This window comes from Pseudarthrobacter sp. P1 (assembly GCF_050156935.1).
Taxonomy (GTDB): Bacteria; Actinomycetota; Actinomycetes; order Actinomycetales; family Micrococcaceae; genus Specibacter.
The window spans coordinates 2,544,541-2,565,538 of record NZ_CP189584.1 but is presented as its reverse complement, the minus strand read 5'-3'; the positions used below and the strand labels follow the sequence as shown (position 1 = coordinate 2,565,538).

The window sequence follows — 20,998 nt, the reverse complement described above, 5'->3', positions numbered from 1 at the left end:
GGTGCCACGCACTCCAGCGGCAGGCCCGGGCGCCGGCGAAACCACGCTGGCGCTCAAACGCCGTGCGCGCCGGATCAACCGCGAACTGGCCGAGCAGTACCCCTACGCGCACGCCGAGCTGGATTTCCGCAATCCCTTTGAGCTGCTTGTGGCCACCGTGCTCTCCGCACAGACCACCGATGTCCGGGTCAACGCCACCACGCCGGAGCTCTTCGGCCGGTACCCGGACGCGCTGGCGATGTCGGCGGCCAGCTCCGCGGAGCTGGAAACCATCATCAAGCCCACGGGCTTTTTCCGCGCCAAGGCCGCCAACCTGCTGGCGCTCTCCACCCGGATCGTGGACGAGTACGACGGTGAGGTGCCGGGCACGCTCAAGGAGCTCGTGACGCTGCCGGGCGTGGGGCGCAAGACGGCAAACGTGGTGCTGGGCAATGCGTTTGGCGTTCCCGGCATCACCGTGGACACCCACTTTATGCGGCTGGCGCGGCGCTTCGGCTGGACCGCCTCGGATGATCCGGTGAAGATCGAGGCCGACGTGGCGGCGCTGTTTGAGCCGCGCGACTGGACCATGCTCTCGCACCGGGTGGTGTTCCACGGGAGGCGCATCTGCCACGCCCGCAAACCCGCCTGCGGAGCGTGCCCCATCGCGCACCTGTGCCCGGCCTTCGGCGACGGCGAAACGGATCCGGCCAAGGCCGTCAAGCTGCTCAAGTACGAGCTCGCCCCCGGGAACGAAGAGCTGCTGGCCCGGATGCTGGCCGACGTCTCCCGGGCCGCGGAATACCGGCAGAGATCCCAGCGCGCGGCCCTCGGACAGACGCCATGACCGCCTACGCGGATCTGGTGGAACTGGCCCGGCGCGCCCGGGCCGGGGAAGTGTCGCTGGGCCACGACGACCGGTGGAATGCCCCGCAGGATCCGGCGGTGGTCCGCAAGGCCGCCGTGCTGATGCTCTTTGGTGCCCTGGACACCGTCCCGGCGGTGTCGGTGAAACCGTTGGCCCCGGCGGACCTGGACGTGCTGTTGGTGGAGCGGGCGGCCACCCTGAGCGACCACCCCGGCCAGGTGGCCTTCCCCGGTGGCGGGGTGGACCCGGAGGACGCCTCACTGGAGGCCGCGGCCCTGCGCGAGGCCGAGGAGGAAACCGGGCTGGACCCCGCCGGCGTCGAGGTGCTGGGCCTATTGCCCGAGGTGTCCCTGCCGGTGAGCAACTTCATGGTGACGCCGGTGCTGGGCTGGTGGGCCTCGCCGTCGCCCGTTGACGTGGTGGACTTTGGCGAATCCGCGCAGGTGTTCAGGGTGCCCGTGCGCGACCTGCTGGACCCGGACAACCGGTACACGGCCACCGTGACCCGGGGGACGCAATCGTTTTCCTCGCCCGCATTTGCCGTCAACGGCGTGCTGGTCTGGGGTTTTACGGCGATCCTGCTCAGCCGCGCGTTCGACCACCTGGGCTGGTCCGTGCCGTGGGACGCATCCAGGGAAATCGCCGCCCCGGTCTAGGGCTGCGCGCTACTTCGCGTCCGCGTAGGTGTCCGCGACGGCCACGTTGATCGGGAATTTGATCGGGATGTCCCCGTAGATCAGCCGGGCCGCGGCCGCCGCGGAGTCATGCATCATCGCCGACACGGTGCCCACCAGTTGGTCGGGGCAGTGCACCATGACCTCATCGTGCAGGAAGAACACCATCTGGGGCAGCGGGGCGCCGGCAGGGGCGTGTGCGGCCAGGGCACGCAGCCGCCGCCGCAGATCGGCCAGCCAGCACAGCGCCCACTCCGCCGCCGAGCCCTGGACCACAAAGTTGCGGGTGAAGCGTCCGCGGGACCGGGCAGCTGAATCCGCCTTGCGCTGCTCCTCGGCGCTGGTGGTCTGCTGCAGGGCCAGCCATTCGGGCGATGGCGGGGGAGTGCCCCGGCCCAGGAAGGTGCCCACCCGTTCGCCGCGTTCGCCCGCCCGCGCGGCAGCCTCCACCAGGCCCACGGCCTTGGGATAGGTGCGCGTCAGCTGGGGCATCAGCCGGCCGGATTCGCCGGTGGTGGCACCGTACATGGCCCCGAGCAGTGCGATCTTGGCCTTGTCCCGTTCGCCGCCAAAACCCTGCGCGGCGATGCCCGCGTACAGATCCTTTCCGTGCGCGGCCTCGGCCATCTTGGTGTCCTGCGAGAGTGCGATCAGCACCCGCGGCTCCAGCTGGGCCGCGTCGGCCACGATCAGCTTGAACCCGGGATCGGCATGGGCTGCGCCGCGGATCTGCTTGGGGATCTGCAGCGCCCCGCCGCCGCGCGAGGACCAGCGGCCCGTCACCACGCCGCCCACTACGTATTCGGGGCGGAAGCGGCCGTCCTTGATCCAGTTCTCCAGCCAGGCCCAGCCGTTGGCGGAGAAGAGCCGGCTCAGCTTCTTGTAGGCCAACAGCGGCCCAATGGCCGGATGGTTGATCTCCTGCAGCTCCCAGGAGCGCGTGGTTTTGGCCTCGATGCCGGCCCGGTGCAGGGCGCGCATGAGCTCCACCGGGGAATCCGGGTTCAGCGTGGGGGCGCCCAGCAGGGCGCGCAGCTCCGCGGCGATGGCCTCCATCCGCTCCGGACGGGCAAAATCCTGCTGCGGCTGTGCGCCCAGATGGTCCGCCAGGATCCGCCGGTGCAGGTCCTCGCGCCACGGAATGCCGGCATGGGCCATCTCGCTGGCCACCAGGGCGCCGGCGGATTCGGCGGCCAGCAGCAGGCCCAGCCGGCGCGGCTGGGTGGAGGTCCTGACCGTGTCCAGCTGCTCGCGCAGCTCCCGCGCCAGCTCCTCGGGGCTGGGGCCGGTGTGGACCACAGGGGCCTCGAACAGGCTGTCCTGGCCGTTGTCCTGCGGCTCGGGTTCCGGGCCGGGATCCACCGGGACGTAGCTGGTTTTCTGGGCATAGGCGCTGGCCTGGGTGAATGCGGAGAAGACCAGAATGTTCCGGCACAACGAGATATCGTGGCAGCGCTCCACGGAGATGCCCTGGGCCAGCAGCCGCGGGTACCAATGCTGCGTCAGGTCCCACACCCAGCGCGGCGGGTTGGCGTCCGCACCGTCCTCGATGGACCGCACCGCATCCGCCAGCCGGTCCAGCGGGACCCTGCGGGCCGGCCCCGCGGCGGCACCGGTTGCGTCCAGCGGTTGGAGCACGACGGCGGGACCGTCCGGCGCTGCCTCCGTGCCGTCCCGGAGCGCGCCCGCATCCCGGCCCGGGTCCCTGTCCGGATTCCTGTTCTGGTCCCCGTCCGGGTTCATGCCCGGGGGCGGGGCGGCGGCCAGGAGCATGTACATGGGTCCATTCTCCCCCGGGGCTCCGACACCGGACCGCAGGGGCGGCCCCCGGGGTCTTGGCACGGCCAGCGTCCGCAGCGTCCGCAGCAGCCGCAGGTTCCGCCACCGCGCCCGGATCTTCCCTTCGCCGTTCGGTTCCGGTCCGGCCGGCCGCCGCTTGGCCGTCCTGCCGATGGGCACCCCTGCACAGGGCGGCTGCGCGGTGCGGGGTTGCACAGCCGCGCCGGCACCGGTCGACGGTGGCCTGGTGTCGGCGCAGGATGGGTCCATGGCAGCGCATCCGTCCGGCAGCAGGCACAGCGAGGGCCCGCCGCGCGGCGGCGGACTCCACCCCACCGCCGTGCCGATGGATTCCGCAACCGCGTGGATCCCCGGATCGCGTGCATCGGTCCTGCTGGTCACCGGTTCCGCCGAGCTGCAGGGCGAGGTGGCCCGCGCCAGCGCGGCAGCCGCCGTCGAGCTCTCCATTGCCGGCAGCGTGCAGGCCGCCGCCGGCGAGTGGGGGCGTGCGGCGGCGGTGCTGTTGGGGGCCGATGTTCGGGGCCGCGGCAGCAGCCGGGCGGGGCCGACCATCATGGTGGGCCTCGGCGGCGACGGGGCGCTGTGGGAAAGGGCCGCGGAGGCCGGCGTCGACAGGGTGGCGGTGCTGCCACAGGGCGCCGAGTGGCTGGCCGAGTTCCTGGGCCAGCTGTGCGATCCGTCCGCGGAGGGGCATGTGCTGGGCGTGGTGGGTGGCTGCGGCGGGGCGGGGGCTTCCACCTTGTCCGTGCTGCTGGCGGTCCGGGCGGCGGCCCTGGGGATCCGCACGCTGCTGGTCGACGCGGACGAGTGGGGCGGCGGGCTGGATGTCGCGCTGGCCGCGGAGGAGGTGCCGGGCCTGCGCTGGCCCGACCTGCTCAATGCCTCCGGAACCATCAATCCGGGCCAGCTGGCCGCGGCCCTGCCCGTCGTCGCCGGGTGCTCCCTGTTGTCCTGGGGACCGCACGCCGCCGATCCCGCCCGGGCCGCCCGGCTCGAGGACGCCGGAGCCGAGGTTCTCCGGGCCGCGCGGCGCGGCTACGAACTGGTGGTGGTGGATGTGGGCCGGACGCCGCGGTCCCTGGCCACGCTGGGCCGGCATTGCGACGAGTTCCTGCTGGTGGTCCCCACCCAATTGCGTCCGGCGGTGGCGGCCGCGCGGCTGCTGGCCGAGCTGCCGCCCGTTCCCACCCGGCTGGTGGTGCGCGGCCGGATGCGCGAAGGCCTTGACGCGGAGCTGATTGGCGCGTCGGTGGGAGTGCCCGTGGCGGCAGTGCTGCCCCACCTGCGCGGACTGGCGCAGGCCGGGGAGAACGGCCGGCTGGCCGACGCCGCATCGTCCCGGCCGGTGCGGCGTGCGGTGTCGGCGCTCCTGCACGGCCCTGCTGGTCCCCAGGGTTCCGGGCGGGCTCCGGCATGAGCAGGCACCTGCGGGTGGACGCCGTCGACGAGGCGCTGCTGGACACAGTGCGCCGGTCGGTCCTGCAGCAGTCCGGCCCGGTGACGGCCCTGCGCGTGGCCACGGCCGTCAGCGACAGCGGCCGGCTGCTGGGCGCCTCAGGGTCGCTGGCCGCCGTCGAGCGCATCAGCGCCGAACTCAACGGGCTCGGCCCGCTGCAGCCGTTGGTGAAGGACCTGCGGGTGACGGACATCTTCGTCAATGCGCCGGACTCGGTCTGGCTGGACCGCGGCGGCGGCCCCGAGCCCGCCGGGGTCGCCTTCGACAACGAGCTCTCGCTGCGGGCTCTGGCCGTCCGCTTGGTTGCGGCGGGCGGGCGCCGGCTGGACGACAGCTCGCCGTGCGCCGATGTGAAGCTCGACGGCGGCTTCCGTGTCCACGCCGTGTTGCCGCCGATCTCCGCCGCCGGGACGCTGCTGTCCATCCGCATCCGGCACCGAAGTGCTTTCACTCTCGCGGAGCTGGTCGAGTGCGGCTTCGTCCATCCGCAGCTGGCGCCGCTGCTGGTGAGGATGATCGGTGCCCGGCTGAGCTTCCTGATCAGCGGCGCCACCGGCTCGGGCAAGACCACGCTGCTTGCCACACTGCTGGGACTGTGCGGCCCCGCGGAGCGGCTGGTGCTGATCGAGGACGCCGCGGAGCTGGATCCGGACCATCCGCACGTGCTGACGTTGGAGACCCGGCACGCCAACGCCGAAGGGATGGGCCGGATTGATCTGGCCGAACTGGTCCGCCAGGCATTGCGGATGAACCCGAGCCGGCTGGTGGTGGGCGAATGCCGCGGGGCCGAGGTGCGCGAGCTGCTGGCCGCGCTGAACACCGGGCACACGGGCGCCGGGTCAACACTGCATGCCAACAGCGCCGCAGACGTTCCGGCCCGGCTTGCCGCCCTCGGCGTGCTGGCAGGGCTGGACAGCGCCGCGATTGCCGTGCAGGCGGCCAGCGCGGTGGACGTGGTGCTGCATGTCCACCGTGGACCCAGCGGCCGGCGGCTGGTGCAGCTCGGCGTCGTCGAGCTGGACGGCACCCAATTGCGGGTGGTTCCGGCCCTCCAAGTATGTGATCCCGCCGATGCCGGGCCCGGCGGTCCGGACAGGGCGGGGCAGGTCGTCGAGGGCCCGGGCTGGGCCGTGCTGCAACGCCTGCTCGGTGGATCCGGGCGCGGCCACTCCGGCGGTTCCGCCCTTCCCGGTGGCGGGTTCCGGGTGGTGCAGGGCAATGGTGACGGGCCCGGTGGCGACCCGGTGCATGGCGGTCCTTCGGGCCACAGCTCCGGTGAAGACCCGGCCGGCCGCGACTGGCTGCCGGGGCCAGCGGCGCCAGACGACGGACCTTTGGTGCAGGGGAGGGGCGGATGAAAACGCTGCTGCTCTTTGCCCTGCTGGCCGCGGCAACGGTGTTGCTGCTCGGCGGCGGGGCCCGCCGCCGGTATGGGTCTCCCCGGGCCGCCGCGAGTGCCGCGGGCGCCCGGATCCGACCTGGCCGGCGGCAGGCACCGGAGCCGGGCGGCCCCGCACTGATGGTCCGCATCGTCCGCCAGCTGGCGGCTCTGCTGAGCGCGGGACGCTCCGGTCCGCTGATGTGGCAGGACCTTGCCGCGGCGCTCGCTGCCGAAGAAGAGGACGGTCTGTCGCCTCCAAACGCTGCAGGGCCGGCCGCCAACGGACAGGAACCCGATGGACCGAAATCCCGCCGAGGCAGCAAGGGGCCGCGAAGAACGCCACGGGAGGTTCATCTCGGTGTCATCTCGTCTGCACGGCAGGCAGCCCTGATGGGGCTGCCTGCCGGAGCCGCCGTCAGGGCTGCATGCCGCAGCCCTGACATGGCGCCGCGAGAGCATGCCGCGGCGCTGGATGCCTGGCGGGACCTGGCCGCGTGCCTTGAGGTTTCGGAGGCCAGCGGTGCGCCGCTGGCTGCCGTCCTGACCCGGTTCTCCGCCAAACTGGAGGCTGACCTGGACGCCGCCGCCCAGCGGGAGACGGCCTTGGCCGGCCCGCGGGCCACGGTGCGGCTGCTGGGCTGGCTCCCGGTGTTGGGCCTTCTTCTCGGCATGGCCATGGGCGTGGATCCGCTGGGCGTCCTGCTCGGCGGCCCCATTGGCTGGGCTGCGCTTGCCATCGGCGTCGGGTTGGCCATCGCCGGGCGTCTATGGTCAGGACGTCTGATCGCGGCCGCGGCCAGGGACAGGAGGATTCAGTGACGGGTGCCCTGGTGTTCATTGCCTTGGCAGCGTCCGCCCTGCTGCTGGTTCCGGCCGCCGGCGCGCGCCGCTGGCGGGCCCTGCCCGGCCGTTTGCTTGATGGCAAGGAACCTTCGGAACGGCCGGAGACAGCGGACGGTGTGGATGACCTCCCGCTGGTCCTGGAGCTGCTGGGTGCGGCGCTGGATGCCGGAGCGTCGGTGCCAAGGTCGCTGCAGCTGGTGTCGGCGGTGTGTACACCGCGATTGCGGGACGGCCTTGACGCCGTCGTCGCGGGCTTGGCCATGGGTGCCTCATGGGAGCATTCCTGGCGGGGCGTCCGCACCCAGCATGAGCTGGCGGCACTGTACCGTGCACTCAGCTTCGCGGCGCTGACCGGTGCGCCGTCTACGTCCCTGCTCTACGCCGAGGCCCAGCAGCTGCGCCGGGATGCCCAGCGGGCGGCCGAGCGGCGGGCCGCGGCCCTTGGCGTGAAACTGGTGCTGCCGCTGGGCCTGTGCTCCCTTCCTGCCTTCATCGCCTTGGGCGTGGTGCCCGTGGTGGTCGCGATGGTTCCGCGGCTGCCCTAGCAGTCCTGCACAGGGCTATCCGGCTTCGGTCGAGTCCACGGATTGCGTTCGGGCCCTGTGGCCACCGGCCAGCTGGGCCAACAGTGGAAGAAGCCGCCGCAAGGGCGGTGTCAACCAGGTTGGGAGCAACAATGAAACGCACCATGGAAACAGTGGCCAGCATCGGGGCGGAGAGACCCAATCCCGGACCCGCCTCGGCTCCGGTGACGGAGATCTACCCGGGCGCCGCGAGCCAGCCACCGGTCGTGAATGGCATCCGGACCGCCGAGCCCGCCCCCGCCCAAAGCGGCCCTGGTGCCCACCGGGACTCCAACGGCAGGCCCGTGGGGATCGACCGCCGGCGCCGGAACCTGGGCTCGGAGCTGGGTATGGCGACCGCCGAGTACGCAATCGCGACGCTCGCTGCGGTGGGGTTTGCCGGCCTGCTGGTGGTGATCCTCAGGAGCGAGGAAGTCAGGGGATTCCTGCTGGCCATCATCCGCAGCGCACTGAGCCTGCAATGATCCACTCCGCTGCCGTGCCGGTCCGGGAGGCCGCGGCGCAGCGTGGATCGGTCACGGCGGAGCTCGCCGTCACCCTGCCCGCGGTGATCCTGCTGCTGGCGCTGCTCCTGCTGGGCGGCAGCGCGGGGGTTCTGCAGCTCAGGCTGGAGGAATCGGCCAGGGCCGCGGCCCGGGCCATGGCCCGCGGGGAGACGACCGCCGCGTCCGCCGGGATCGCCACGTCCATTGCCGGAGCAGGCGCCGCCGTATCGATCGGCGCCGACGGCGGCATCGCAAGGGTCACGGTGGAGGCCCGCATGAGCGGAGCGCTGGCGGCGCTGGTTCCGTGGCCGCTGGCGGCGACTGCCACGGCCCGGCTGGAGTCGGACGGCGCCGAGGCCGCACACGCCCGGGCCAAAGCGGGCAGGCCCAACCCACTCGGGCGCTACTCGGCCACAGCCGTCGCAGCAGCGGGGATTGCTCCATGACGGCCGCCCGATCCCAGACGCAAGGTCCATGGGCACCCCATCCACGGATGAGTACCGAAGCCGGCGCGGGGACGGTGCTCGCCGCGGGGTTGGCGCTGGTCCTGATCGTGCTGCTCGGTGCCACCATGATGCTGGCGCGCGCTGCGGTGGCCGCGTCCCGCGCGGCGACGGCGGCGGATCTGGCGGCACTGGCCGGCGCGGATGCGGCCCGGGGCCTGTCGTCCGGGGATCCGTGCACCGTGGCAGCGGACATCGCCGGCCGGCACGAGGCCGTGCTGGTGGCGTGCGTGGTCCAGGGTGCGCAGGCGGACACCGTGGAGGTTGAAGTGGCCGTCGACGGCGGGGTGCCGTGGGCCGCCGCAACGGGCCGGGCCCGGGCCGGACCGCCGCCCTGACGGACGCGCGGCCGGACCCGCCCACCCTGGACCCGGCTGCGCGCAGGGCGTTTAGGGCGCGTTGGCCAGCAGCACGTCGATCAGCAGGACGGCACCGCGCTTGTCCAAGGGGTTGTTCTTGTTGCCGCACTTGGGAGATTGCACGCAGGACGGGCAGCCGGTGTCGCACTCGCAGGCCTCGATGGCGTCGCGGGTGGCCTTGAGCCACACCCGGGCCATGTCGAAACCACGCTCGGCAAAGCCTGCCCCGCCGGGGTGTCCATCGTAGACAAAGATGGTCGGTTGCCCGGTGTCGGCGTGGATGGCGGTCGAGACGCCGCCAACATCCCAGCGGTCGCTGGAGGCCACCAGCGGAAGCAGCCCAATCGCCGCATGTTCGGCGGCGTGCAGGGCTCCGGGGAATTGTGGCTCCACCAGGCCGCCGTCCAGCAGCGTCCGGTTGTCCAGCGTGAACCAGACCGCCTTGGTGAAGAGGTCGCGGGCCCCAAGCTCCAGCGGCTCCTCGCCCAGGACCTCGTTGGAGGTGTAGGCCTTGCGCTGGAAGGAGACCACCTGCGTGGTCACCTGGACCTCGCCGAAGTGCACCTCCACCGGGCCCCAACGTTCGTCCCGCAGCGAGTCCAGCACGGCGATCTGGGTGACGTCGCGGGCACTCGTGTAGTAGTCGGGGTTGCTCCGGCGCACGATGGCGCAGTGGTCCGCCTCGTCCAGCTCCTCCACCAGGTAACTCTCGCCCTGATGGACGTAGATCGCCCCCTGGTGGGCCTGGTAGTGCGATTGGGGGGAGTCCATGGTGCCCAGCAGGGCGCCCGTGTCGGCGTCGACGATGCTGATGGGGCCGCCGCCGTCGGCCCTGAGGTTCACCATGCCGGCGGCGCTCTGCGGGTGGGTCCAGAACCAGCCGGCGGGGCGCTTGCGCAGGTAGCCGTCGGCCACCAGCTTTTCCAGCAGGGCCGCCGTCGTCGGGCCAAAGAGCGGGAGGTCGGCCGCCGTGAGCGGAAGCTCGGCGGCGGCGGCACACAGGTGCGGGCCCAGCACATAGGGATTGGAGGGGTCGAAGACCGTGGCCTCCACCGGGACGTCGAAGATGGCCTCGGGGTGGTGGACCAGGTAGGTGTCCAGCGGATCGTCGCTGGCCACAAAGGCGGCGATGGCGTCCTGCCCGGCACGTCCTGCCCGGCCGATCTGCTGGAACAGGGAGGCCCTGGTGCCGGGCCAGCCGGCCACCAGGACCGCGTCCAGGCCGGAGATGTCGATGCCAAGCTCCAACGCGGACGTGCTGGAGACGCCCAGCAGCTCGCCGGAGCGCAGCGCCTTTTCCAAGGCCCGGCGTTCCTCGGGCAGATAGCCGGAACGGTAGGCCGCCACACGCTGCGGCAGGCTGTGGTCCACCTCGTCCAGCAGCCGCTTGGTGATGGTGGAAATGGTCTCCGCCCCGCGCCGGGACTTGATGAAGGCAATGGTGCGGACCCGGGCGGAGACCAGATTGGCCATGAGATCGGAGGTCTCGGCGATGGCGGTGCGGCGGGTCTTGGCGCCGTTTTCGCCCTTGAGCTCGGTCAGCAGCGGCTCCCAGAACGCCACGGTCGTGGCGCCGTGCGGGGAGGAATCCTCGGTCACGGCCGCCACGGGGGCGCCGATCAGCCGGCCCAGCGACACCTCGGGGTCGGAGGACGTGGCGGAGGCGGCGATGAACACCGGCTCCGAGCCGTAGTGGGCGCAGATCCGCCGCAGCCGGCGCATCAGCGTGGCCACCTGCGAGCCAAACACGCCACGGTAGCTGTGGGCCTCGTCGATGATGACGTACTTCAGCCGGCGGAAGAACCGGGCCCACCAAGTGTGGTTGGGGAGCACGCCAAAATGCAGCATGTCAGGGTTGCACAACACAAAGTTGGCGTGGTCCCGGATCCAGCGGCGCTCGCCGGGGGCTGTGTCGCCGTCGTACGTGGCGGCCCTGACCGTGGGGAGCTTCAGCGCCTTGATCGCCGCGAACTGGTCGGCGGCCAGCGCCTTGGTGGGGGAGAGGTAGAGGGCGACGGCGCCGTCGGGGTCCAGCTTGCCGGGGTGGTCAAGGATCCAGCGCTCGGCACGGTGGATCGCGTCCAAGGCGGGCAGCTGGTAGGCCAGCGATTTTCCGGAGGCCGTGCCGGTGGCTACCACCACATGCCGCCCGTAGTGGGCCAGCTGCGCCCCCTCGACCTGGTGGCGCCAGGGCTCATGGACACCCACCCCGGCAAAGGCGGCCAGGATGTCGGGGTGGACCCAGTCCGGCCAGGGCGCCGTTACGGCGGTGCGGGCGGGAATGTGGCGGACATGCTGCAGCTGCTCGGGGGCGTCGCCGCGGCCCAGCAGGGAAATCAGCGATTCGGAAGTGGCCACGGTTCATTCTGCCACTGGCGCGGCAGACGGTGCGGCCAGAATCGTCACCGGGCAGACCACGTGCCAACCCAGTCTGGTGTACATCGTCTGCCCGGCGGGGGAGGCGAGCAACAGCCCCCGCTGCACGGAGTGGTCCAAGGCCCGAGCGGTGAGCGCGTCCACCACCATCCGGCCGAAGCCGCGGCGCCGGAAGTCCGGGGACGTCTGCAATTGGTCAAACACGGCGGCATCGCCGACGACGGCCACCGTGCCCCACGCCGCCAGGGTCTGCCCGGTCCTGATGGTGGTGGCGTAGCGGGCCACGGCGTCCGAGGAATCGTGGCGGCCGCCCACCCGGGCCGTGGCCAGGGTGAACTCGGGGTCAGCGAGGTACGGGTCTTCGGCGTCGGCGCCGGAGAGGTCCAGCTCCATCAGGGTTTCAGCCGTGGACACCAGGGACAGTCCGGCCAGATGTGCCTGGTCAACATAGCGCTGGACATCCGGTCCCCAGACGGACAACACGCTGTCCGGGGAATCGGCGGCCACCGCCGCCAGGGCGGCCAGATCCAGCGGAGCCGGATTGCCGATGAAGAATTCCCACCCGCTGGCGCGCTCGCGGCGGCGCGCGGCGGGATGGCCGCTAGCCCAGGACGTGGGATAGGCGCGCAGGGCCGCCCAACCGATGAACCAGTGCTGCAGCATGTCGGGGATTTCTTCGGGTGGACGCCGCATGCATTGAGCCTACGTCCGGGGCCATTGTGGAACTAATGTGACCTCGGACACGTGGAGGGCGGTGGTTGCCAGCCCGCGGCGTCAGTCCCAGAATCCGAGGGTAAATTCCGCGATGGCCGTGGCCAGCAGGAACGAGGCCGCGATGGCCAGCAGGCCCACCGGGATGATCTTCCAGCCGATGGTTCTCAGCAGGGGGATGTCCTTGCCCAGCGACAGGCCGGCCAGGGTCAGCATGACAGTGGCAATGGAAAGGAAATCCACTGACTTGACCAGCGCGGTCAGTGCAGGGGCACCAAAGAACCACGGACTGGAGATGTAGGCACCGAGGGTGGTGATCCAGACGATGGCGGAGATCTTCCGGGACACCTTGGCCAGGAACAGGCTCAGCAGCATCAGCGCAAGCATCACCGCATAGCCGCCGACAATCGTCCAACTGAAGCCTTTCGCCGCCACCGATGCCGTGGCGATTCCCAGAATTGTCAGGATTCCCAGCGACAGCCACAGCGGCATCGACACCGGTGCGGAGGACTCGGCCACCTGCTCGCGGAACTTCCGGTTGGCCTCGGCCTGGGCCTCCTCGCGTGCTGTGGCGGCAGCGATCTCGGCGTCGGACGCTCCGGACATTCCCCCGCCGGCTGCCACGGCTGCCATCTCGCGGGCCGTCTGCTTGCGGGTCAGGAAGGTGTAGAACCTGTCGGCCAGCGGCAGCGCGATGTAGATGCCGACGTAGACGCCCAGGATGGTGGTGATCAGGTTGGACACGGCGGCCATGCCCAGGATGGCCTCCTGCTGCCCCGGGTAGGCCGCGATGGTGCTGGCGGCGGAGGCGGCCATCATGGAGCCGGACCCCACTCCGGCCCCCATGGCCAGCGCGAGCGGATCGAAGATGCCCCAGTTGGCCACCAGCGAGGTCAACAAGGTGATGAAGACGGCGCCGAAGAGTGTGCCGAACACGTACATCGCCAGCACGCCGCGGTACTGGTCCGAATCGGGCCCGTACTTTTCGGACACCATGGCGAAGGAGGGCTCCCGGTCCAGGGAGAAGGTGGCGCCAACCGTCGCCTTGCCCATGCGCAGCAGCACCGCCAACGGCAGCGCGAGCGCGATGGTGCCCAGCAGGTGGCCCACCTCCTGCAGCAGCAGGGCAGGCCCGGCCTTGACCAGGGAGGGCAGGCTCGGCCCAATGTTGAAGGCCAGCCGCGCCACCAGCAGCAGCACGGCCACGCCGACCAGGGCGGCGGCCACCTTTTGCAGGTCAATGCCCAGCGGCTTGAACTTCTGGATGGAGACGATGAGGCCCACGATCAGGCCCCAAACCATGGGGAAAATGACGATCGTGCCAATGCCCACGTTGATGTTGAGCTGGCCGATGAGCTGGACCGCGACGGCGATGACAATCGCCAGGGCGGCTATCGGCAGGGCGTGCCGGGTTTCGGCCATGGCCGGTGTGGTGCTGTGGGTGGTCATGATGCACCTTTCTGGGCTGGTGCCGGGCGCCGGTAGGCGGCCCGGAGAAAGCGTTCCCTTTCCTGGGGCGTGGTGGCCGCTCCGGCAACGGTCCAGGCCAGGGCGACGGCGGCCTCGAACATCACTGTGTACGCCGCCGGCGTGTCAGCGAGTGCGGCGAAGCCGTGCGAATGGATCGGCACATCGGCCCCGGGGATGCTCAGCCAGGGGTGCAGGCTGGGGATCACCTGGGAGATGTTGCCCATGTCGGTGGACCCGCCGCCCAGCCCGGCCGCCGGGCTGGTGTCCTTGCCGAACACGTCCATGGCGGCGGTCCAGTGCGCGGCCAGGTCGTCGTCCTGGCGCAGGGGCTCGTACAACGGCTCGGTGGGCTCGATCTCCAGCGTCGTGCCGGTGGCCAGTGCCGCGCCCTCGAAACAGCGCCTCACCCGCACCAGCAGCGCCTCGTATTCGGGCAGCGTGAACGCCCGGCATTCGAATTCCACCACCGCACGCTCCGGGATGATGTTGGTGACGTGCCCGGCCTCGGCCACGTAAAGCGCCACCCGGTGGTCGCCGGGGATCTGCTGGCGCAGCAGGCCGACCGCCACTTGGCTCAGCACGGCGGCGTCGGCGGCGTTCACCCCCTGGTGCGGGGCGGCGGCGGCATGGGCGGCCTTGCCGGTGAACACCGCCCGGTAGCGGCCCACGGCCTGGGCGCTGGTGCCGGCGGGGTTGTAGGTGACCCCGTCCTGGACGGGATGCACCATCAGGGCCAGCCCGACGCCGTCGAACGCGCCGGCCGCCAGCATCAGGGCCTTGCCGCCGCCGTGTTCCTCCGCTGGAGTCCCAATGGCTTTCAGGGTGATGTCCAACGCGTGGACGTGGGGCGCCAGCGCCAATGCGGCCGCCACGGAGGCGCCGGCGATCAGATTGTGCCCGCAGGCATGGCCCACCTGGGGCAGCGCGTCGTATTCCACGCAGAGTGCAACCACCAGCTCGCCGCTGCCGGCGGTGGCGGTGAAGGCGGTGGGCAGCCCGCTGGTGCCGCGTTCGACGGCGAAACCGCCGTCGGCGAGCAGCGATGCCACCGCCTGCGCGGAGCGGGCCTCCTCAAAGGACAGCTCCGGGTTGGCATGGATGCCGCGGGCCAGCGTGTGGACGCGCTCGCGCCAGTGCTCGACGCCGTTCGCGAGGTCCGCCTTGATGCCGTCCGTGGCGCGGGCGATGTCGGTGAGCTCCATCAGTTTCCGTCTCCTTCTGCTCGTCCTGCGGTGCGTGGCAGGCAGGGCAGGATGCCTGGCGGGTCTCCGGCCGGTCCACCGTGTCCACGCCGTCCCCGAGCGTGGGCATACCCCAAGTGTCCGCCCGGCGGTGCCAGCGCCGCCAGATCCGCCCGGCGGGCATTTGGCGGCACGCCGTACGCTTAAATGCGTGGCTTTGAACCGAATTGTGCTCTTTTATGGCTTTACCCCCGTCGCTGACCCCGACGCCGTCCGCCTCTGGCAGCGTGCGCTGTGCGAGAAGCTGGGCCTGCGCGGGCGCATCCTGATCTCCAAGGACGGCATCAACGCCACCGTGGGCGGGGAGATCAACGCCATCAAGCAGTATGTGAAGACCACCCGCGAGTACCGCGGCTTCCACGGCATCGACGTGAAATGGTCCGACGGCGGTGCCGAGGATTTCCCGCGGCTGAGCGTGAAGGCGCGCGAGGAGATTGTCAGCTTCGGCGCCCCGGGCGAGCTGGAAGTCGACGAGAACGGCGTCGTCGGCGGCGGCACGCACCTCAAGCCCGAGGAGGTCCACGAGCTGGTGGCCGCCAAGGAGTCCGCCGGCGAGGAGGTGGTCTTCTTCGACGGGCGCAACGCCTTCGAGGCGCAGATCGGCAAGTTCAAGAACGCCGTGGTGCCCGATGTCGCCACCACGCACGATTTCATCAAGGAACTGGATTCCGGCAAGTACGACAACCTCAAGGACAAGCCGGTGGTCACCTATTGCACCGGTGGCATCCGCTGCGAGGTGCTCAGCTCGCTGATGGTGAACCGGGGCTTCAAGGAGGTCTACCAGCTCGACGGCGGCATCGTCCGCTACGGCGAGACCTTCAAGGACCAGGGCCTGTGGGAGGGCTCGCTGTACGTCTTCGACAAGCGCATGCACCTGGAGTTTAGCGACGAGGCCAAGACGATTGGCGAATGCGTCCGCTGCAGCGCCGCCACGTCCAAGTTCGAGAACTGCTCCGACCCCAGCTGCCGCAACCTGAGCCTGTACTGCGAGGCCTGCGCCGCCAGCCCCGAAACGCTCATGTGCCCGCAGAGCTGCACGGACTGAGCGCCCCGCCCTGTCTCGCTGGTTGAGCGCAGCGAAGCGGAGCCGAAACCCGGTGCGACGTGCGCCGTCGGGTGCCGCCGTCGTCCGCGGGAGGTCTCGGCTTCGCTCGGCTTCGCTCGACCAGCGAGACCAGCGGGTCCGGCTACGCGGGCGTGATGCGCACGGGGAGCGACTTCCAGCCGCGCAGGGTGTTGTGCAGGTACGGCACGGGCTCGCCGGCGAGCTCGATGCTCTTGACCCGCTTGGCCAGCGCCGTGAACAGGACGTCCATTTCCAGCCGCGAGATGGGCTGCCCCACGCATTGGTGGATGCCCATGCCGAAGGCCAGATGCCCGCCGGCGTTGCGGGAGATGATGTACTCGTCCGCGTTCTCCCCCCAATGCTTGGTGTCCCGGTTGGCCGCCCCCATGAACAGCACCACCTTGGTCCCGGCCGGCAGTTCGATGCCGCGGAACGTGGTGTCCTGGCCGGTGGTCCGGAAGAAGGACTGGAACGGGGAGTTGTAGCGCAGCGCCTCGTCGATGGCGAACTTGGCCAGCTTCGGATTGGCGTGCAGCTGGGCCCATTGCTCCGGATGCGCGGCGAGCGAGTGCAGCGTGTTGCCGATCGAGAAGACGGTGGTGTCCAGCCCGGCGGAGAGCATGGCCCGCACCAGCAGGGCCGCCTGGTCGGCGGTGATCTCCCCGCGGTCCGCGAATTCCCAAATTTTGGCCCCCATGCCGTCCGGCGAGAGGTTCTCACGGTCGCAGTTGTGCATCACCCATTCGTGGGTCCCCTCGCCCTTGCCGAAGAATTCCCGGGAGCGCTCGTCGTCGGGGCCGAACGCGCTGAAGTTCATCGCACCGTGCGGCAGCAGGTTGGCCTCCCGGTCCTCGCGCGGAATGCCGACGGCGTCGCCGAAGACCCGGATCGGAAAGAGTTCGGCGAGGTCCGTGACGCCGTCGAACCCGCCCCGCTCGATTAGCGCGGACACCAGCTCGTCGGCAAAGGCCTCGAATGCCGGGCGCAGCTCCCGCACGCCGCGGGGCGAGATGACCCCGGCCATGGCGGCCCGCATCGGGCCGTGCACGGGCGGGTCCGATTCCAGGATGCCCTGCGGGCGCCAGGCCGGCTCCTTGTGCAGGTCCTTCGGGCCTACCCCGGCGCTGGAGATGAAGGTCCGGTAGTCGTCCAGGATCTCCTTGCACTCCTGGAAGCCGGCGAAGGCGAGCACCTGGTACTTCTCGAGCCAGACGGCCGGCCCCGCCGCACGCATGCGCTCAAAAAGCGGGTAGGGATTGGTGAGGTTTTCATCGGAGTAGGGATCGTCCGCCATCACGGGGATGGTTTCCGGGCGGATTGTTACAGACATCGGTGGGCCTCACTTGCGCTCGATCAGCGGGTTCGTGGGATCAAAGTATCGGCAGCAGAGACCGGCGGCTAAACGCCATTCTCGGCCAGTGAGAATATGAGTTGTTCCATCGGATGTTGCCCGTGCACCATCAGTGTGTCACCGGCGACACGGAGAGGAGGCAAGAGCATGGCAACCCATACGTCCTTCGAGCGGGGGCTGATGATCCTGTCGGAGATTGCCGACGGCGGCGACACCACCGTCGAGCGCGTGGCGCAGAAGCTGGGCATGCCGGTCAGCACCACCTACCGGTACTTCAGGACCATGCGCGAGCACGGCTTCGTCCAGGAGGATGCCGGACACTACCGGCCCGGGCATGCCCTGCTGGCGCTGTCCGGGCGGCACCTCACCCAGAGCCATCTGGCCGAAGTTGGCACGGCCGTGCTGAAAAGCATCGTCGACGCCGTGGGGGAGACGGCCGTGATGGTCATCCGGGTGGGGACCCAGGCCATGTGCCTGCGGCGGTCCGAACCGGACAAGGCCATCAAATACACCTTTGCGGTCAACGAGCTGCTCTCCCTCAGCGCCGGGGCCGGCCCCCGGATGCTCCTAGCCTGGGCGCCGTCGGACGTGGTCCGGGCGGTGCTCGACGGCGAGCTGCCCCGCTACACGGAGCACTCGCCCACGGCCGAACAGATCATTGCCTCGCTGTCCCAGATCCGGGCCACGGGCTGGGTGGTCACCCGCGGTGAACTGGACCCCGGCGCCGTCTCGGTGGCCGTGCCCGTCTTCTTCGGCGGCGAGGTGGTGTGCTCCCTCAACGTTGCGGGGCCGGAGGGCCGATGCGGTTCGCGGTCCTGGATCGATTCCACCGTGAAAACCATGAACGAAGCTGCCCGGAACCTGACGGCCTCACTGGAATCCGTCGCTCCCCGGCACATCCTACGAGAGGTACGCGATGACGTCCGAAACCTTGCTTGACACGGCTCCCGTGGTCCTGGGGCTGGGCCGCTCCACCCTGGCGGACCTGGTCGACGTCGCCCGCCACCGCCGGCCCGTGGTGGTCGATGCGGAGGCGCTGGCACGGATGGCCCCCAGCCAGGAATGGCTCGGGAACGTCATGGATGACATGGCGGCCGGGAAGGAGACGGCGCCGATCTACAGCATCAACACCGGGTTCGGTTCGCTGGCCGGCCGCAAGGCGTTCGATACGCCCTCCGACGCCGCCGAGCTGTCCCGCCGCCTGGTCCTCTCCAATGCCGCAGGCGTGGGGCGCTATGTCGACGAAGAGGTGGTCCGGGCCACCATGTTCATCCGCATGGTCAGCCTGACCCAGGGCTATTCGGGCGTCCGCCCCGAGCTCGTCACCACCCTGGCGGAGATGCTCAACCGCGGCGTCCACCCCGCGATCCCCGAGTACGGATCCCTGGGCGCATCGGGGGACCTGATCCCGCTGGCCCACATCGCCATTGTCATGTCGCGCTCGCACACCGGCGAGGACATCGAGCTGGACTCCGGCGAGGCCTTCGTCGACGGCGCCGTCGTCTCCGGCATTGCCGCCATGGCGCACGCCGGCCTGGACCGGCTGCCGCTGGGCGCCAAGGACGGCCTGGCGCTGCTCAACGGCACCTCCTTCTCCTGCGCCCAGGCGGCGCTGGCCCTCTTCGATGCGCAGAATCTGCTTCAGACGGCGCAGATCACCGCGGCCATGACCATCGAGGCACTCATCGGCTTTGGCGACGCATTCATCGACGAGCTCCACCAGGCGCGCGGGCAGAAGGGCCAGATCGAGGTGGCGGCCCGGATCCGGCAGTTGCTGGCCGGCAGCGGCCTCATCGACGGCGACGCCGGCCGCGACCCGGTGCGCCAGCCGCCGCAGGATGCCTACTCCCTGCGCTGTATTCCGCAGGTCTTCGGCCCGGTGAAGGACACCCTGGACTTCGCCGCGGGCATCATCGAGAACGAGATCAATGCGGCCACGGACAACCCGCTGATCTTTCCCTCGCTGCCCGCCACGCGCACTCTCAAGGCGGTCTCCGGCGGCAACTTCCACGCCGAATACATGGCCTTCGCCGCCGACTTCATCTCCATCGTGGTCACCGAGATCGGCAGCATCACCGAGCGCCGGCTCTTCCGGCTCGACGACGGCACGCTGAACCGAGGGCTGCCGGACATGCTCATCGCCAGCGAGCAGATCGGCATGGACTGCGGCTACATGCTGCCGCAGTACCTGGCCGCGGCCCTGGTCTCCGACTGCAAGACGCTGGCCCATCCGGACAGCGTGGATTCGATCCCCACCTGCGCCAACCAGGAGGACCACGTCTCGATGGCCAACAACGCCGGCCGGCATGCGCGCCAGATCGTGGCCAACATCGAGTCGGTGGTGGCCATCGAGCTGCTGATGGCGGCCCAGGCGCTGGAGCTGCGGATGGGCATGGCCGCCACGAACGGCGCCAAGGCCGGGCCGGCAAGCCTGGCCGCGCTGGAACTGGTGCGCTCGTCGTCGTCGGCGGACGGGCGGCGCATCGACCACATCACCGCCGACGTGGTGCTGTATCCGCGGGTCCGCAAGGCCCTCGAACTGGTCCACACCGGGGCGGTGACGGCGGCCGTGGACGCAAAGCTGGCCGAGGCGGATGACACTCCAGCTCGCTAGCGGTCCGGCCGTGGGCGTGGACCCCAAGGCCTTCTTCCCGGTGCGGGTGAAGGAGCTCCGGCCCGAGGCGGCGGGCATCCTCTCCCTCGGCCTTGAACGGCCCGACGGCGGGGACCTGCCGGAGTGGACGCCGGGGGCGCACATCGATGTGCAGCTTCCCGGCGGGATGCTGCGCCAGTATTCGCTCTGTTCCGATCCGGCCGACCACACCGCCTGGCGGGTGTCCGTGCTGCTGGAGCGAGCGGGCCGCGGCGGATCCAGCTATGTGCACGAGCGGCTGCGGCCCGGCGACGTCCTGCAGGCCAGGGGTCCGCGGAACAACTTCGCGGCGGTGCCCGGGGCCGGGACGGTGCTTTTCATCGCCGGCGGCATCGGCATCACGCCGTTGCTGCCCATGGTCAGGGCGGCCGCCGCCCGCGGCGCCGACTGGCGGTTGCTCTACCTGGGCGCGGGCCGGACGTCGATGGCCTTCCTGGCGGAGCTCGACGGGATCGGGGCGGCCGCGGAGCGGGTGCGGATCCATGCCAAGGACGAATCCGGGCCACTGTCACTGGACGATTACCTCGCCGGCGCGGCGCCGGACGGGGATGTCGAGGTGTTTGCCTGCGGGCCCGAACGCCTGCTGCTCCAGCTGCGTGCGGCCCGTGCCTGCGGGGCGGTGGCGGTGCTGCACAGCGAGGATTTCTCCAATGCTCCGGAGGGAGCGGAGCCCGTCGAGGGTGGCACGACCTTTGTGGTGGAAACGGCCGATGGAACCGAAATAGGCATTGCCGCCGATGAAACAATTCTGGAGGCGCTGGAACGTGTTGGCATTCCGGCTCTGAATTCCTGCAGGAAAGGCACCTGTGGCACCTGTGAAACATCCGTCCTGGCCGGATTGCCGGACCATCGGGACGAAATCCTCAGCGACGAGGAGCGCGCGGAAAACTCCACCATGATGATTTGCGTATCGCGTTCGAAAGGGGAAAGGCTGGTCCTGGACCTCTGACGGCGGCCCGTGAAACGTCGGCGCAGACGCGTGGCATTGCTGGCGGTGCGCGCCGGGCTGACCGTCGGCGATAAACAATGCATTGTTTATCGCCACCCATGAATTAACCGTTGGGTGGCTTTCCCGTGCCATTTTTCAGGCTTAACAAATCCGTCCGGAACGTTTCTGAAAAGTTATCCATTTTGAATTGAACAAACCTTGTTGGATGCACTTTTAATTCATATGCTAATGGGCAAGCGACGCCGGAAA

19 protein-coding genes are annotated in these 20,998 nt (G+C 70.2%); 13 read left to right on the top strand and 6 right to left on the bottom strand.

Going from position 1 to position 20,998, the window contains the following annotated elements; genetic code table 11:
• Nucleotide 1 precedes the first annotated feature (1 nt).
• Both nth and ACQCSX_RS12095 read left to right on the top strand, forming a co-directional pair.
• Nucleotides 2-826, top strand: a complete 825-nt coding sequence (nth, locus tag ACQCSX_RS12100) for an endonuclease III (RefSeq protein ID WP_427015564.1) — start codon at nt 2-4, stop codon at nt 824-826.
• Nucleotides 823-1,503 carry an NUDIX hydrolase gene (locus ACQCSX_RS12095; RefSeq protein ID WP_427015563.1) on the top strand — a complete coding sequence of 227 codons (681 nt, stop codon included), beginning with the start codon at nt 823-825 and terminating at the stop codon, nt 1,501-1,503. The genes nth and ACQCSX_RS12095 overlap by 4 nt, the downstream gene beginning before the upstream one ends.
• A gap of 9 nt (nt 1,504-1,512) precedes the next feature.
• Here the strand turns inward: ACQCSX_RS12095 and ACQCSX_RS12090 are convergent, their stop codons facing one another.
• On the bottom strand, nt 1,513-3,300 hold the full coding sequence (locus tag ACQCSX_RS12090) for a bifunctional 3'-5' exonuclease/DNA polymerase (RefSeq protein WP_427015562.1): 1,788 nt from the start codon (nt 3,298-3,300) through the stop codon (nt 1,513-1,515).
• A gap of 268 nt (nt 3,301-3,568) precedes the next feature.
• Here ACQCSX_RS12090 and ssd point away from each other — a divergent pair, with 268 nt between their 5' ends.
• From ssd to ACQCSX_RS12055, 7 genes are all read left to right on the top strand, one after another.
• Nucleotides 3,569-4,738 (top strand): septum site-determining protein Ssd, encoded by a 1,170-nt coding sequence (ssd, locus tag ACQCSX_RS12085; protein ID WP_427015561.1) that lies wholly within the window; start codon nt 3,569-3,571, stop codon nt 4,736-4,738.
• Nucleotides 4,735-6,135 (top strand): TadA family conjugal transfer-associated ATPase, encoded by a 1,401-nt coding sequence (locus ACQCSX_RS12080; protein ID WP_427015560.1) that lies wholly within the window; start codon nt 4,735-4,737, stop codon nt 6,133-6,135. The genes ssd and ACQCSX_RS12080 overlap by 4 nt, the downstream gene beginning before the upstream one ends.
• A complete protein-coding gene (locus tag ACQCSX_RS12075) occupies nt 6,132-6,977 on the top strand; it encodes a type II secretion system F family protein (RefSeq protein WP_427015559.1) in 846 nt (281 codons plus the stop codon). The genes ACQCSX_RS12080 and ACQCSX_RS12075 overlap by 4 nt, the downstream gene beginning before the upstream one ends.
• Nucleotides 6,974-7,546: a type II secretion system F family protein gene (locus ACQCSX_RS12070; protein ID WP_427015558.1), complete on the top strand. Its 573-nt coding sequence runs from the start codon at nt 6,974-6,976 to the stop codon at nt 7,544-7,546. Before ACQCSX_RS12075 ends, ACQCSX_RS12070 begins: the two co-directional genes overlap by 4 nt.
• Before the next feature lie 143 nt (nt 7,547-7,689).
• A complete protein-coding gene (locus ACQCSX_RS12065) occupies nt 7,690-8,049 on the top strand; it encodes a DUF4244 domain-containing protein (RefSeq protein ID WP_427015557.1) in 360 nt (119 codons plus the stop codon).
• Complete coding sequence (locus ACQCSX_RS12060; protein WP_427015556.1) at nt 8,046-8,516, top strand: TadE family type IV pilus minor pilin; 471 nt, start codon at nt 8,046-8,048, stop codon at nt 8,514-8,516. The genes ACQCSX_RS12065 and ACQCSX_RS12060 overlap by 4 nt, the downstream gene beginning before the upstream one ends.
• Before the next feature lie 47 nt (nt 8,517-8,563).
• The gene (locus ACQCSX_RS12055) at nt 8,564-8,911 is read left to right on the top strand and encodes an Rv3654c family TadE-like protein (RefSeq protein ID WP_427015555.1); all 348 of its coding nucleotides are present in this window, start codon (nt 8,564-8,566) and stop codon (nt 8,909-8,911) included.
• A gap of 51 nt (nt 8,912-8,962) precedes the next feature.
• Here ACQCSX_RS12055 and ACQCSX_RS12050 read toward each other — a convergent pair whose 3' ends face one another.
• The 4 genes from ACQCSX_RS12050 to ACQCSX_RS12035 form a co-directional block, all read right to left on the bottom strand.
• Nucleotides 8,963-11,290: a DEAD/DEAH box helicase gene (locus ACQCSX_RS12050; RefSeq protein ID WP_427015554.1), complete on the bottom strand. Its 2,328-nt coding sequence runs from the start codon at nt 11,288-11,290 to the stop codon at nt 8,963-8,965.
• 3 nt (nt 11,291-11,293) lie between these two features.
• Nucleotides 11,294-12,001 carry a GNAT family N-acetyltransferase gene (locus ACQCSX_RS12045; protein WP_427015553.1) on the bottom strand — a complete coding sequence of 236 codons (708 nt, stop codon included), beginning with the start codon at nt 11,999-12,001 and terminating at the stop codon, nt 11,294-11,296.
• A gap of 81 nt (nt 12,002-12,082) precedes the next feature.
• Nucleotides 12,083-13,468, bottom strand: coding sequence for a DUF3100 domain-containing protein (locus ACQCSX_RS12040; protein ID WP_427015552.1), 1,386 nt, complete (start codon nt 13,466-13,468; stop codon nt 12,083-12,085).
• On the bottom strand, nt 13,465-14,691 hold the full coding sequence (locus tag ACQCSX_RS12035) for a M20 family metallopeptidase (protein ID WP_427015551.1): 1,227 nt from the start codon (nt 14,689-14,691) through the stop codon (nt 13,465-13,467). The genes ACQCSX_RS12040 and ACQCSX_RS12035 overlap by 4 nt, the downstream gene beginning before the upstream one ends.
• 190 nt (nt 14,692-14,881) lie before the next feature.
• On the opposite strand from ACQCSX_RS12035, the gene ACQCSX_RS12030 reads away from it, so the two are divergent.
• Nucleotides 14,882-15,775, top strand: coding sequence for a rhodanese-related sulfurtransferase (locus ACQCSX_RS12030; RefSeq protein ID WP_427015550.1), 894 nt, complete (start codon nt 14,882-14,884; stop codon nt 15,773-15,775).
• A gap of 142 nt (nt 15,776-15,917) precedes the next feature.
• On the opposite strand, the gene ACQCSX_RS12025 is transcribed toward ACQCSX_RS12030, so the two are convergent.
• A complete protein-coding gene (locus ACQCSX_RS12025) occupies nt 15,918-17,126 on the bottom strand; it encodes a cytochrome P450 (protein ID WP_427015549.1) in 1,209 nt (402 codons plus the stop codon).
• A 168-nt stretch (nt 17,127-17,294) separates the two neighbouring features.
• On the opposite strand from ACQCSX_RS12025, the gene ACQCSX_RS12020 reads away from it, so the two are divergent.
• From ACQCSX_RS12020 to ACQCSX_RS12010, 3 genes are read left to right on the top strand one after another with little or no spacing between them, the layout of a single operon-like run.
• A complete protein-coding gene (locus ACQCSX_RS12020) occupies nt 17,295-18,086 on the top strand; it encodes an IclR family transcriptional regulator (RefSeq protein WP_427015548.1) in 792 nt (263 codons plus the stop codon).
• Nucleotides 18,064-19,761, top strand: coding sequence for an HAL/PAL/TAL family ammonia-lyase (locus ACQCSX_RS12015; RefSeq protein ID WP_427015547.1), 1,698 nt, complete (start codon nt 18,064-18,066; stop codon nt 19,759-19,761). The genes ACQCSX_RS12020 and ACQCSX_RS12015 overlap by 23 nt, the downstream gene beginning before the upstream one ends.
• Entirely contained in the window at nt 19,742-20,749 is a 1,008-nt protein-coding gene (locus ACQCSX_RS12010; protein ID WP_427015546.1) for a PDR/VanB family oxidoreductase, read from the top strand. Before ACQCSX_RS12015 ends, ACQCSX_RS12010 begins: the two co-directional genes overlap by 20 nt.
• Nucleotides 20,750-20,998: the final 249 nt, after the last annotated feature.